General features: G+C 67.8%; 13 protein-coding genes. 7 read left to right on the top strand and 6 right to left on the bottom strand.

The window, feature by feature from the left end:
- Positions 1 to 118: 118 nt before the first annotated feature.
- Complete coding sequence (locus tag E6C72_RS06760; RefSeq protein ID WP_109443795.1) at positions 119 to 481, bottom strand: hypothetical protein; 363 nt, start codon at positions 479 to 481, stop codon at positions 119 to 121.
- Positions 482 to 647: 166 nt separating this feature from the next.
- On the opposite strand from E6C72_RS06760, the gene E6C72_RS06755 reads away from it, so the two are divergent.
- Positions 648 to 908, top strand: coding sequence for a hypothetical protein (locus E6C72_RS06755; protein WP_109443794.1), 261 nt, complete (start codon positions 648 to 650; stop codon positions 906 to 908).
- A 95-nt stretch (positions 909 to 1,003) separates the two neighbouring features.
- Here E6C72_RS06755 and E6C72_RS06750 read toward each other — a convergent pair whose 3' ends face one another.
- Positions 1,004 to 1,597 carry a polysaccharide biosynthesis/export family protein gene (locus tag E6C72_RS06750; RefSeq protein ID WP_109443793.1) on the bottom strand — a complete coding sequence of 198 codons (594 nt, stop codon included), beginning with the start codon at positions 1,595 to 1,597 and terminating at the stop codon, positions 1,004 to 1,006.
- A 352-nt stretch (positions 1,598 to 1,949) separates the two neighbouring features.
- Entirely contained in the window at positions 1,950 to 3,218 is a 1,269-nt protein-coding gene (locus E6C72_RS06745) for an outer membrane beta-barrel protein (RefSeq protein ID WP_109443792.1), read from the bottom strand.
- 406 nt (positions 3,219 to 3,624) lie between these two features.
- Here E6C72_RS06745 and E6C72_RS31700 point away from each other — a divergent pair, with 406 nt between their 5' ends.
- The 6 genes from E6C72_RS31700 to E6C72_RS06720 all read left to right on the top strand — a co-directional run bounded on the left by E6C72_RS31700 (position 3,625) and on the right by E6C72_RS06720 (position 9,342).
- A complete protein-coding gene (locus tag E6C72_RS31700; protein WP_158280230.1) occupies positions 3,625 to 3,798 on the top strand; it encodes a hypothetical protein in 174 nt (57 codons plus the stop codon).
- A 339-nt stretch (positions 3,799 to 4,137) separates the two neighbouring features.
- Positions 4,138 to 4,578 carry a MarR family winged helix-turn-helix transcriptional regulator gene (locus E6C72_RS06740; protein WP_109443791.1) on the top strand — a complete coding sequence of 147 codons (441 nt, stop codon included), beginning with the start codon at positions 4,138 to 4,140 and terminating at the stop codon, positions 4,576 to 4,578.
- A gap of 140 nt (positions 4,579 to 4,718) precedes the next feature.
- Positions 4,719 to 6,002 carry an ABC transporter substrate-binding protein gene (locus tag E6C72_RS06735; RefSeq protein WP_109443790.1) on the top strand — a complete coding sequence of 428 codons (1,284 nt, stop codon included), beginning with the start codon at positions 4,719 to 4,721 and terminating at the stop codon, positions 6,000 to 6,002.
- 27 nt (positions 6,003 to 6,029) lie between these two features.
- Entirely contained in the window at positions 6,030 to 7,862 is a 1,833-nt protein-coding gene (locus E6C72_RS06730) for an ABC transporter permease (RefSeq protein WP_109443789.1), read from the top strand.
- A 26-nt stretch (positions 7,863 to 7,888) separates the two neighbouring features.
- Positions 7,889 to 8,632 (top strand): ABC transporter ATP-binding protein, encoded by a 744-nt coding sequence (locus E6C72_RS06725; RefSeq protein WP_109443788.1) that lies wholly within the window; start codon positions 7,889 to 7,891, stop codon positions 8,630 to 8,632.
- Positions 8,629 to 9,342 carry an ABC transporter ATP-binding protein gene (locus tag E6C72_RS06720; protein ID WP_109443787.1) on the top strand — a complete coding sequence of 238 codons (714 nt, stop codon included), beginning with the start codon at positions 8,629 to 8,631 and terminating at the stop codon, positions 9,340 to 9,342. The genes E6C72_RS06725 and E6C72_RS06720 overlap by 4 nt, the downstream gene beginning before the upstream one ends.
- Before the next feature lie 13 nt (positions 9,343 to 9,355).
- On the opposite strand, the gene E6C72_RS06715 is transcribed toward E6C72_RS06720, so the two are convergent.
- The 3 genes from E6C72_RS06715 to E6C72_RS06705 are packed head-to-tail and all read right to left on the bottom strand — an operon-like array spanning position 9,356 to position 12,036.
- Positions 9,356 to 10,393, bottom strand: coding sequence for an ABC transporter substrate-binding protein (locus E6C72_RS06715; RefSeq protein WP_247876027.1), 1,038 nt, complete (start codon positions 10,391 to 10,393; stop codon positions 9,356 to 9,358).
- Between the two features lie 49 nt (positions 10,394 to 10,442).
- Complete coding sequence (locus E6C72_RS06710; protein ID WP_348981191.1) at positions 10,443 to 11,270, bottom strand: ABC transporter permease; 828 nt, start codon at positions 11,268 to 11,270, stop codon at positions 10,443 to 10,445.
- Positions 11,263 to 12,036: an ABC transporter ATP-binding protein gene (locus tag E6C72_RS06705; RefSeq protein WP_109443786.1), complete on the bottom strand. Its 774-nt coding sequence runs from the start codon at positions 12,034 to 12,036 to the stop codon at positions 11,263 to 11,265. Before E6C72_RS06705 ends, E6C72_RS06710 begins: the two co-directional genes overlap by 8 nt.
- Positions 12,037 to 12,130 lie beyond the last annotated feature (94 nt).

Raw genomic sequence — 12,130 nt, 5'->3', positions numbered from 1 at the left:
GCCACGCCCAAGGCCGGTTCCATCTCTCTTTGCCCCGGGGTTACGGTCACAAAATCCTTTCCGTCATTGCTGGTCGTAGCGCGTTGATCGCCCACGTCTCCCCCAGGGATTTGCCTGCCTACAGCCAAACCCGTGACCGCGGCCGGTGGGTTCGCCGCCGCATGCCGGAACGGTTCATGAACCAAAACACAAGGAGGCCAAGCAACGCGCTCCCGCATCCCGTGACCGCCATCGTCAGACCGGCTCCGAAGGTCGGCGGCATCTCTCCGCTGACCGAGCCGTCGGGCAGGATCATCGGAGGCAGGCAGCACAAGGCACTGACCGCTCCGGCGCTGCCGCCTGCGATCATGATGGCGCAGCAGGCCCAGTAGAGCCGCCGCCATCCACGGAGACGGACCATGAGGATGGTTGCCGCGAGGAACAGGGCGCCCGTGATTGCCGGGATACCGAACGCCAACAGAGCAAGGCCGGTGTCGGACATCAGGCACCCCCCATGGCCGCAGGGTCAGAATGCGGATCAGCTGACCGATGCGTCCGGCAGGGACTTCTTGCCCGGAGAATTCCCCGCCAGGGAACCCTCTACGGAACGCATCGGTTGGGAAAGGCATCTGAAGCCCCCCATTGGCAGTTTGCGCGAAAGGCCGACCATGACCAAGCCCCATCCCGACTCGGACGGCGATACGCCCACCACGCCCAGCGCGGAGGCAAATCGGATGCGTGCCGACATCGACCGCGGCCTGACCGGCGACAAGGTTCCGGCCATTGATCCCGCCGCGGCGCCGCTCGGCACCGACGACGAAGCGGCGGGCACCACCCCGCCGCACGGCATCTCGCGCGATGCGGTGGTTCCCGGCAACCAGCGCATGCCGCCGGGCCAGAAGAAGGGCGGCGACACGCTCGACACCTGATCGCCCTTTCCAGACGGCAAGAAGCCCGGCCGGATGATTCCTGACCGGGCTTCCTGCGATTCTGCCTCGCGCTGCCGTTCGCCGGACCGCGTCGCTTAGAAATAACGCTCCGGAATGCGGACCACGTCGTCCGGCATCACCGAGGTGGTGATCGGCGCCTTGCGGATTTCCTTCTTGGGATCGCTGCCGCGGGTGATGAGGACATAATCCTCCTTGGCGCGGTAGGTGTAGCCACCGGCCATCGCCACCGCCGACAGAGCGGTCATGCCGTTGACATACTGGTACTGGCCGGGGTTGCGCACCTCGCCCAGGATGAAGAAGGGGCGGTGGTTCAGCACCTCGACGCTGACCTTCGGATCCTTCACGTAACCGGCGGACAGGCGGGTGGCGATTTCCTTTTCCAGGTCCCGGGTGTTGCGGTCCTTGGCGGAGACCTCGCCGATCAGCGGCATGGCGACCTTGCCGGTGCCGTCCACGCGGAATTCGCCGGACAGCTGTTCCTCGCCGAACACGATGACACGCAGCGCGTCACCCGGGCCGAGACGGTATTCGCCGATCTGACCGGCGCTGGCGGTCTCCATCGGCGCGTCGTTGCCGGCACAGCCGACCATGGCAACGGCGAGCGCGGTCACCGCGATCCCACGTCCGATCCCCTGGCCCAGCGCACGGATCACCTGACGTCGATTCATCCCTAAACCCCTTCCCTGGCTGGTGGATGCCTGCCACAGCGCCGGCCCGGCCCTGTTCGACGGAGCCGTTCCACCGGAACCGCCCCATCCGCCGGCCGCCTTGCAGCGGCGCCCTTTGGTCATGCACCTGAATTCGGGTGGAGACTAGCAACTCGCAAGCGCTTGGGAAAAAGTGGAGAGGAATTACCGCCTTCGGATCTGCCCAGTACAACACCGTCGATAATAAAAACAGGCATAAGAAAAGGGCGCCCGTCATAGAACGGACGCCCTGCCCTGTTCAGCGGAACCTTTAGGACGTTCGGCCGGGACTTTCCCGGTCGGCCGATCCGATTCCGCCAGATTACAGCCTGGATTACATCTGGGCGCCGACGCGCAGATAGATCAGGTTGTCGCTATACTCGGCGGAGCTCAGGTTGGAGTTGCGCTTTTCGTAGGTGTAGCCGCCGGTCAGATAGAAGTTGCGGTTCATCTGATAGGTGCCGCCGACGCCGGCCGTATAGACCTTGTCGTTGCGGTCATTGCCGTTGAAGTCGTCCTGGCGGTATTGCAGACGGCCGTTCAGCACCAGCGAGCGCAGCAACTCGTGATCGACACCCAACGCGAACAGGGTGCGGGTGTAGCTGGAGGCCGTACCGAAGCCGGGGCTGGCCGAGGTCTCGCGCACCTGGCGGCTGGCGGTGGCGCTGATGCCGGTCAGCTGGGTGACGGCCCAGTTCAGGCGCCCGCCGAAGGACAGGCCGTTGAAATCCTCCAGCCGTGAATCCTTGTAGTTGCGGGCGAGATAGCCGGCGAAGACCTCGCCGGTGATCAGGCCGGTCAGGTCGGTGGCGAGACCGCCCACCACCTCGTAGCCGTCGGAGTCGCGGTCGAGGCCGAAGGCGTCGCGGTCGTTCTTGTGCCGGGTCCAGGAATAGGTGCCCTGGACGAAGGCCTCGTAGCCCGCGATGAACTCATAGCCGACACGGCCGACCGTCGCATATTCCCAGCGGTCGCGGTCGCCCTGGCGGGCGACGCCGCCGCCGATCAGATCGACGTCGTCATAGGAGATGTACTGGGCCGAACCGGAAACGCGGGCGCGCAGGCGATTGAAGCGCTGGGTATAGCCGGCCTCGCCGCCACTGGTGTAATATTTCACCGGCTCGGCATAGCCTTGCAGGCTGTTGATGTCGCCGCGGCCTTCATGGTTGCGGCGGTGGAACAGCTGGCCGTCCAGCGCGCCGCCCTTGTTCACGTCGAAGCGTCCGTCGGCCTGTACGGTATAATCGGTGTAGTTCTCACCTGAATGGTCGCTGTAGCGGCCGGCATCGGCCGAGGCCGAGAAGTTCAGCGCGTGCGCCGAGAAATCCGACTTGATGTCCAGCCGCGGACGGACCGTCCAGATGACGTCGTCCTCATGGTTGTCACGCGTGGCGTAGACGTTGGTGTCATAGGTGGCACCGGTTTCCACCCGCGGCAGGAACAGGAAGGAGCCGGCGCGCAGCCCGAGCTGCTCCAGTTCCGGCCGGCGACGCTCCAGCACGGTTTCGCCACGCTGCAGGTCGTCCTGGGCGGCGGCGGGAAGCGACGTCAGCCCGGTCGAGGCGAGAGCGAGGGCGAGGAGGGAAAGGGTGCTGGTCTTCATCTGGAGTCACCGCGCTTGGCTGGGTTCGGTCGGCTCACTGGGCCGGGGGTCCGGCTCCTTGGTGGGACACGGCCCGGCACCGGTATCCGGCTTGAAACCCAGGCCGGGGCCGATGCGGACGCATCCTCGGCAAAGACACAACAAACCGTGCTTCCCACGCAACAGTGAAGCCCACGTCCTGCCGCTTTTGCCGGGTCCTGTGGTGTGGCCGCAACAAAAAGCCGCCGGTCCGGCAATGATGTCGGCAGCGATGACCCGCTTGATTTCTGCGCCTTTTTCAAGTGGTCCTAAGATGAAGGTCATAGAACGACAGGCCGGAACTGGCGATGGGACACGGCGCCTGCTTTGGAACCCCCTGCCCGGCACCGGGTTGTTCATCACGTTTCTTGGCCAGAAAAGGTGCCACATGACACGCCGACTCGACACGCCACCCGCGCCGCCTTCGACCGACCGCCCGCCCGACGCCACCACGCCGCCCTACACGCCGGGCGGCGTGACGCCCCCTGAAAAGGACGATGCGATAAGCCCGGCCGAGAAGACCGCCCCGCCCGACAGCTATCCGCCCAAACGTAAACCCTGACGAAGAACAGCCGACAAGAAGCCGCCGTACAGAACATCCGAATGGCGGCCCGAGTTGCGGCAAATTTCGCCCATGGCTTATTTTCAGGCTTACGGCGCTTCTTTTGTTGCGCAAGTCGCAACATGCGCATTCCTGTGGCTCTATGACGCATCTGCGAAGGTTGCACTGCGGGCATTGCGTTTTCTACCCTTTCCATGAGGAACGCATAATGGACCCAGCGGATGGTGACAGGCGGGAAACGCCGCGCCATCCCTGCCCACGCAGCCGGGAGCGGCGGTCCGTGCCCGCCCCAGCCTTCGCCCCGGACCGAAGGCGGGCGCGAACCACGGGCCTGCTGCCATGGACGACTTCGGACGACTGCCTCCCGACGACTACCTGTTGGCCGGCCAGGTTCACCACCGCCTTCGCCGCGCCCATCAGCGCGCGTCGGCGATCTTCATCGCCCTGATCGGTGATCATCTGCTGACTCCCACCCAATGGGGGGCACTGGCCACCCTGCATGCGGAAGGACCGCTGTCGCAGAATCAGCTCGGCCGGTTGACCTACATGGACCCGGCGACGACCCAGGGGGTGATCCTGCGTCTGGTGGAGCGCAATCTGGTCGAACGCCAGCCCGACCCGCAGGATCGGCGCCGCACCAGCGTCCGGCTGACCCGGATCGGTCAGGCCCTTGTCATCGACCTGATGGCGAACGCCGCCGCCGCCCACGAACAGACCCTGGCGCCGCTCAGCGAGGAGGAACGGGTACAGTTCATGGCCCTGCTGGCGCGCCTGATGTAGACGCCACCCAAGGGGGCACGGGCGGGAAATTCCCGATCAGGCGGTGACTTTTGCGCCGGGTTTGCTATGAACGCGATGTGTTGCGTCGCACCGCGACCCGGACACGCCGCTGGTCTCTTACGAACCGGGGTTCCCGCAGGATGAAGCACCGTCACCCGACCGCCTCGCCGCTGGCGCAGGTTCTCCGCCCGGCCGCTCTGTTCGCTGCCGTGTCTGCTGCCGTGTCCGTCGCAGCATTCTCCGCCACTCCGGCCGCGGCTCAATCGGCCAAGCCGCCGGTGACCTTCTCCGGCGCGCCGGTGCGGGTGGGCGAGATCAACAGCTATACCGGCCTGCCCGCCTTCACCATTCCCTACCGCCAGGGCTGGCAACTGGCGCTTGAGGAAATCAACGCCGCGGGCGGCGTGATCGGCTGTTGCGAGCTTCAGGTCGTCTCGCGCGACGACGCCGGCAAGCCGGACGACGCCGTCCGCGTCGCGCAGGAACTGGTGACGAACGAGGCGGTGGACGTGCTGGCCGGCACCTATTTCTCCCACATCGGGCTGGCCGTCGCCGATTTTGCCGCACGCAACAAGATGCCCTTCGTCGCGGCGGAACCGCTGACCGACGCCATCACCTGGTCGAAGGGCAACCGCTACACCTTCCGCCTGCGCCCCAGCACCTACATGCAGGCGGCGATGCTGGTGGAAGAGGCGGCGAAACTGCCGGCCAAGCGCTGGGCCACCGTCGCCCCAAACTATGAATACGGGCAGTCGGCGGTGTCGTGGTTCAAGCAGTTGCTGAAGGAAAGGCGCCCGGACGTCGAGTTCGTTGCCGAGCAGTGGCCGGTGCAGGGCAAGCTGGAGGCCGGTCCGACCGTGCAGGCACTGGCCGCCGCCAAGCCCGATGCCATCTTCAACGTCACCTTTGGTGCCGACCTCGCCAAGTTCGTGCGCGAGGGCGAGGGCCGCGGCCTTTTCCGGAACCGCAAGGTCGTCAGCCTGCTGACCGGCGAGCCGGAATATCTGGAGCCGATGAAGGATGAGGCGCCGGAAGGCTGGATCGTCACCGGCTATCCCTGGGAGCAGATCGACACCCCCGCTCACAAGGCCTTCGTCGCCGCCTACACCGCGCGCTTCAAGGAATCGCCCAAGGCGGGATCCATCGTCGGCTACACCACCATGAAGGCGGTCGCAGCAGCGATCACCAAGGCCAAGTCGGCCAATGCGGAGCCGATCGTCGATGCACTGGCCGGCCTGACCATCGACAGCCCCGTCGGCCCGGTGACCTTCCGCGCCTCCGACCATCAGGCGACGATGGGCACCTATGTCGGCACCACGACGGTGAAGGACGGCCGCGGCACCATGAAGGACTGGCGCTATGCCGACGGCGCCAACTACCTGCCGCCCGACGACGCGGCGCGCAAGATGCGGCCGGCGGAGTAAGGCGCCCGGCTTCCGGCGCCCCGCCTCATGTCCTTCCTCCTCGTCCAGGCCCTCAGCGGCCTCGCGACCGCGGCGACGCTGTTCCTGGTGTCGTCCGGGTTGACCATCGTGTTCGGCGTGACGCGGATCGTGAATTTCGCGCACGGCTCCTTCTACATGGTCGGGGCCTATGCCGGCTGGTCGCTGATCGAGCGGTTCGGCGGCACGCCAGCCGGCTTCTGGAGTTCGGTCGCCGCCGCGGCGCTGGCGATGGGCCTGCTGGGGGCGGCGATGGAGATCGGGCTGCTGCGCCGGCTCTACCGCTCGCCGGAGCTGTTCCAGCTGCTCGGCACCTTCGGCATCGTGCTGGTGGTGCAGGATCTGACCGCCTGGGCCTGGGGTCCGGAGGATCTGCTGGGCCGCCGGGCGCCGGGGCTGAAGGGTTCCATCGACATCCTCGACCAGCCCTTCCCGCTCTACGACCTTGTGCTGATCGGGCTGGGGCCGCTGGTGCTCGGGCTGCTGTGGCTGCTGTTCAACCGCACCCGCTGGGGCACGCTGGTGCGCGCGGCGACGCAGGACCGCGAGATGACCAGCGCGCTCGGCGTCGATCCGGCGCGTCTGTTCACCGGGGTGCTGTTCCTGGGCTGCGCGCTGGCCGGGCTGGGCGGCGCCCTGCAGGTCCCGCGCGAGGCGGTGACCTTGCAGATGGACATGGCCATCGTGGTCGAGGCCTTCGTCGTCGTCGTGGTCGGCGGCATGGGCAGCCTGACCGGCGCCTTTCTCGCCTCGCTGCTGATCGGACAATTGCAGGCCTTCGGCATCCTGATCTTCCCGCAGATCACGCTGGTGATCGTCTTCCTGTTCATGGCGGTGGTCCTGGTCCTGCGCCCGCACGGCCTGCTCGGCCGGGCCGAGGAAGTGCCGCCGACCGCACCCGCCACGGTGACCGTGCCGCTGTCGGCCGGCCGCCATGCCGGGCTGTGGGCGCTGGCCCTGCTGGCGCTGCTGGCCGCCGCACCGCTGGTCGCCGGCGATTACGCGCTGATCCTGCTGACCGAAGTGGTGATCCTCGCCCTGTTCGCCGCCAGCCTGCATCTGCTGATCGGGCTGGGCGGGCTGGTGTCCTTCGGCCATGCGGCATGGTTCGGGCTGGGCGCCTATGGCTCGGCCCTGCTGGTCAGGCATCTGGGCGCGCCGATGCCGCTGGCGCTGGCCGGCGCGCCGGTGCTGGCCGGGCTGGGGGCGCTGGTGGCCGGCTGGTTCTGCGTCCGGCGCTCGGGGCTCTATTTCGCCATGCTGACGCTGGCCTTCGCGCAGATCGTCTGGTCGATCGCCTTCCAATGGTATGCGGTGACCGGCGGCGACAACGGCATCCTCGGCGTCTGGCCGTCGGCCTGGGCGGCGGGCAAGGCGGCTTACTATTGGCTGACGCTGGCGCTGTGCGGCGGCGCGTTGTGGCTGCTGCGACGGGCGGCCTTCGCCTCCTTCGGATACGCATTGCGGGCGGGACGCGACTCGGGCCTGCGCGCCGAATCGGTCGGCATCGACGTGCGCCGCTTCCAGTGGATGGCCTTCGTGTTCGCCGGCAGCGCCGCGGGTCTGGCCGGCGGGCTCTACGCCTTCGCCAAGGGCAGCGTCTTCCCCACCCTGCTGGCGGTGCCGCAGTCGGTCGACGCGCTGGTGATGGTGCTGATGGGCGGCATCCAGACCGTCGCCGGGCCGCTGGCCGGAGCGGCGGTCTTCCATCTGCTCGAATCGGAGGTGATGAGCCTGACCGACTGGTGGCGGCTGGTGCTGGGCCTGATCGTCGTCACCCTGGTTCTGGTCTTCCCCAAGGGGATCGTCGGCTTCCTGTCCGGCATCGGGAGACGGGCATGAGCGAGTTGCCCAGAAGCGAATTGCCCATGAGTGAACTGGTGGTGCGCGACCTGCAACGCTCCTTCGGCGGGGTGCAGGCGGTTGGCGGCGTATCCTTCACCCTGCGCTCCGGCGACCTGCTGGCGCTGATCGGCCCGAACGGCGCCGGCAAGAGCACCTGCTTCAACCTGCTGAACGGCCAGCTTCGTCCCGATTCGGGATCGGTCCGGCTTGACGGCACCGAACTGGTCGGACTGCCGCCCCGGCGCATCTGGGCGCTGGGCATCGGGCGCACCTTCCAGATCACCGCGACCTTCGCCTCGATGACGGTGGCGGAGAATGTGCAGATGGTTCTGCTGTCGCGTGCCCGCCGGCTGTTGGGGCTGTGGCGCCCGGCCGCCGCCCAATTCCGCGAACCGGCGTTGGCCCTGCTGGAGCGCGTCGGCATGGTGGCGCAAGCCGACCGTCCCTGCGGCGTGCTGGCCTATGGCGACGTCAAGCGGGTCGAGCTGGCAATGGCGCTGGCGAGCGAGCCGACGGTGCTGCTGATGGACGAGCCGACCGCCGGCATGGCGCCCGCCGAACGGCTCGCCCTGATGGCGCTGACCGCGGAGCTGGTGCGCGAGCGCGGCCTCGCCGTGCTGTTCACCGAGCATGACATGGATGCCGTCTTCGGCCACGCCACCCGCGTGCTGGTGCTCGACCGTGGCCGGCTGATCGCGGAGGGCCCGCCGGATCGGGTGCGCGCCGATCCCCGCGTGCAATCGGTCTATCTGGGAGGCGAGGCGTGAGCGAACCCCTGCTGACGGTCGACGGCCTCCAGGCCTGGTATGGCCGCGCCCATATCCTCGACGGCATCGCCCTGACGGTGGGACGTGGCGAGGTGGTGGCGCTGATGGGCCGCAACGGTGCCGGCAAGACCACCACGCTGAAGGCGATCATGGGGTTGGTGGAGCGGCACGCCACGACCCTGCGCTTCGACGGGCTCGACCTATCGGCCCTGCCCGCCCACCGCATCGCCCGGCTCGGCGTCGGCTATGTGCCGGAGGATCGCCGCATCTTCGCCGACCTGACGGTGGAGGAGAATCTGGAGGTCGGCCGCCAGCCGCCCCGCCCCGGCGCCCCGGCCTGGACGCCGGAGAAGCTGTTCGCCCTGTTCCCCAACCTCGCGGAGATGCGCGGGCGGCGCGGCACCCGGATGAGCGGCGGTGAGCAGCAGATGCTGACGCTGGCCCGCACGTTGATGGGCAACCCGTCGCTGCTTCTGCTCGACGAACCGTCGGAAGGGCTGGCGCCGCTGATCGTCAGGCAGATGGCTGACGCGGTGCGGCGCTTGAAGGCGGAGGGGCTTTCGGTGCTGCTGTCCGAACAGAGCCTGTCCTTCGCCTCGTCGGTCGCCGACCGCGCCTGCGTCATCGAGACCGGCCGCCTGCGCTGGACCGGCACGATGACGGAGCTGATGGCGGATGACGGGGTGAGGGCGGCCTATCTGGCGGTTTGACCGCCCCCTCCTCTCACTGCCCGGCGATGCTGAGATCCATCACCGACTTCGGATCCAGCGCCTTGTCGACCTGGCCTTCCGACTGCCAGAACTTCACCTGATTGATCACGTCATCCACCAGCAAGCGGGCCTGCGGATCGACATAGGGCAGGCCGGCGGCGGCGATGTCCGGCTTCTGCTTGGTCGCGTCGGCGATGATGGTCAGCAGCTCGTCATAGCCGGGGCCCTTGACCAGAGCGCCCGAGGCGTCCTTGCCGTTGAAGGCGGCGTGATATTCGGCCAGCGCGGTCTTGTAGGCGCGGACGAACTTCTCCACCAGCGGACGCCGGTCCTTCATCGTCTTGGGCGCGGTGAACAGGGCGCCGAGCTGCCAGGGCGTCTCGTCGCCGACCCAGCCCAGCATCTTGCCGGCACCGTCGGCCACCAGCTGCCGCGACACGGTGGACGGCGCGATGATGGCATCGACCTGCCCGCCCCGGAAGGCGGCGACCATCTTCGGCACGTCCTGCAAGGGCACCATGGTCACGTCCTTGACCGTGAAGCCGTGCTTCTGCGCCAGCAGCCCGATCATGTAGTGGAAGGTCGAACCGATGGTGGTGATGGCGACCCGCTTGCCCTTCAGGTCGGCCGGCGCCTTCAGGCCGGCGTCATAGGCGGCGTTGGTAGCGAGATAGGCGCTCAGGGGAAAGCCCGGCTCGTCGCGGCTCTGCGCCGCGATGATGGTGACCGCCCCCTTGGAGGCGAGGTTGTAGAAGCCGGCGGTCAGGCCGGTGACACCGAAATCGACATCGCCCGAGGTCACGGCGACCGGCACCTGCTGGGCCGAAGTGAACATCTTCAGCTCGACGTCCAGCCCTTCCTTCGCGAAATAGCCCTTGGCCTTGGCGATGAAGATCGGCCCGGAGGAGGACAGCGCCAGCACGCCGACCGTCGCCTTCTCCAGCGGCTGAGCCAGCGCGGCGGACATCAGGGTGCCGGCGGCGAAGACAGCACCGGTGGTGGCGATCAGAGCGCGCCGGGTGAGGCGGGCCACGGTCATGGCGGCGGTCATGGACGGAAATCCTCCCGATCGATGGTTCATGTTTCTTGGAATGAGGCGGTCAACGCCAGTTGAGCAAGCGCCGCTCCAGCTGCGACAGCACCGTGCCGATGGCGAGCCCCAGCAGCGACAGCACCAGCACGCCGGCCAGCAGCGTGTCGGTCTGCATCAGGTTGCCGGCCATCAGCACGAAGGCGCCGATGCCATACTCCGCGCCGATCATCTCGGCCGCCACCACCAGGATCAGCGCAATGGAGGCGGTGATGCGGAAACCGGCCAGAATGCCCGGCAGGGCGCCCGGCAGGACGATGGAGCGCAGGATCGAGCGCCAGGGCAGACCGAAGCTCTGCGCCATGCGGATCAGGTTGCGCGGCACCTGGTCGATGGCGCTGTAGGTGGCGATGACGGTGGGGAAGAAGACGCCGAAGCCGATGGTGGCGAATTTCGACGGCTCGCCGATGCCGAACCACAGGATGAACAGCGGCAAGAGCGCGATCTTCGGGATGGGGAAGAAGGCCGACACCAGCGGCACGCCGACCGCGCGGGCGGTGGAGAAGATGCCCATGGCAAAGCCGACCAGCATGCCGCCCGCCGTGCCCAGCACCCAGCCGACGGCGATACGCGCCAGCGACGCCTTCAGGTTCAGCCACAGCGATCCGTCCGCCACCATGCCGGCCAGCGCCTTGGCGACGGCGCTCGGCGGCGGCAGGAACAGCGGGCTGGCGAGGCCGAGGCGGCTAGCCCCCTCCCACAGCCCGATCAGCAGGGCGAAGGCGGCCAGCGCGGCCCAGGGATGGCGCTTTACGGTAAAACCGCCGCCACGGAAGCGGACGGGCTGGTCCATCGCGGAGGCAGCGGCTGCGGCGGACGGGTTCAGGCTGTCAGGCACGGGCGATCTCCCGGTCGGCCATCTGGGCCTCGGCTTTCATCAGGTGCCACAGGCGGTCGCGCACTTCGGCAAGATGGGCCTGGGCCGACGGCTCCTGCCGACGGTCGCGGGCCTCCTCGATGGTGACCAGTTCGCGGATGCGGCCGGGGCGGCGGCTCAGCACGCAGACACGGTCGGCGAGCCGCAGCGCCTCGTCCAGATTGTGGGTGACATAGAGGGCGGTGGTCTTCTCCCGCCGCCACAGCTCCAGGAAATCGTCCATCAGCAGTTCGCGCGTCTGGGCGTCGAGCGCCGACAGCGGCTCGTCCAGCAGCAGCATGGCAGGACGCACTGCCAGCGCGCGGGCGATACCGACCCGCTGGCGCATTCCGCCGGACAGCTGCTTGGGCAGGGCCTTGCGGAACTCCCACAACCCCATGCGGCGCAGGCCGCTGTCGATCCGCTCCTGCCGCTCGGCGGCGGAGAGCGGGTGATGCTCCAGCACGAGGGCGATGTTGTCCTCCACCGTGCGCCAGGGCAGCAGGGCGAAGTCCTGGAAGATGAAGGTGATCGGGTTCAGGCAGCCGTCCGGCACCTCCCCTTCGACCCGGATGCTGCCGGATGTGGGGGCGACGATGCCGCCGGCGATGCCGAGCAGCGTCGATTTCCCGCAGCCGCTGGGGCCGATCACCGCCAGGATTTCGCCCTCCGCCAATGTCAGATTGACGCCGTCCAGCACGGTCAGATCGTCGTAGCAGTGGGTCAGATCGGAAACGAGAAGCCTCATCGCGCCCTTTTTGTGCCTGCACCTGTGTCGGTGGTGTCCGACTGTTCGTTGGGCCTGCCACTATAGCGCGGCGTCCCGGCAGCGGAGAGGGGAA

The sequence above is a fragment of the Azospirillum sp. TSH100 genome (genome assembly GCF_004923295.1).
Lineage (GTDB): Bacteria > Pseudomonadota > Alphaproteobacteria > Azospirillales > Azospirillaceae > Azospirillum.
This window is presented reverse-complemented; position numbering and strand designations above follow the sequence as displayed.

Bases quoted from the DNA above. Each gene is read 5' to 3' on its own strand.
- E6C72_RS06760 (WP_109443795.1), bottom strand. From the start codon at position 481: ATGTCCGACACCGGCCTTGCTCTGTTGGCGTTCGGTATCCCGGCAATC.
- E6C72_RS06755 (WP_109443794.1), top strand. From the start codon at position 648: ATGACCAAGCCCCATCCCGACTCGGACGGCGATACGCCCACCACGCCC.
- E6C72_RS06750 (WP_109443793.1), bottom strand. From the start codon at position 1,597: ATGAATCGACGTCAGGTGATCCGTGCGCTGGGCCAGGGGATCGGACGT.
- E6C72_RS06745 (WP_109443792.1), bottom strand. From the start codon at position 3,218: ATGAAGACCAGCACCCTTTCCCTCCTCGCCCTCGCTCTCGCCTCGACC.
- E6C72_RS31700 (WP_158280230.1), top strand. From the start codon at position 3,625: ATGACACGCCGACTCGACACGCCACCCGCGCCGCCTTCGACCGACCGC.
- E6C72_RS06740 (WP_109443791.1), top strand. From the start codon at position 4,138: ATGGACGACTTCGGACGACTGCCTCCCGACGACTACCTGTTGGCCGGC.
- E6C72_RS06735 (WP_109443790.1), top strand. From the start codon at position 4,719: ATGAAGCACCGTCACCCGACCGCCTCGCCGCTGGCGCAGGTTCTCCGC.
- E6C72_RS06730 (WP_109443789.1), top strand. From the start codon at position 6,030: ATGTCCTTCCTCCTCGTCCAGGCCCTCAGCGGCCTCGCGACCGCGGCG.
- E6C72_RS06725 (WP_109443788.1), top strand. From the start codon at position 7,889: ATGAGTGAACTGGTGGTGCGCGACCTGCAACGCTCCTTCGGCGGGGTG.
- E6C72_RS06715 (WP_247876027.1), bottom strand. From the start codon at position 10,393: ATGACCGCCGCCATGACCGTGGCCCGCCTCACCCGGCGCGCTCTGATC.
- E6C72_RS06705 (WP_109443786.1), bottom strand. From the start codon at position 12,036: ATGAGGCTTCTCGTTTCCGATCTGACCCACTGCTACGACGATCTGACC.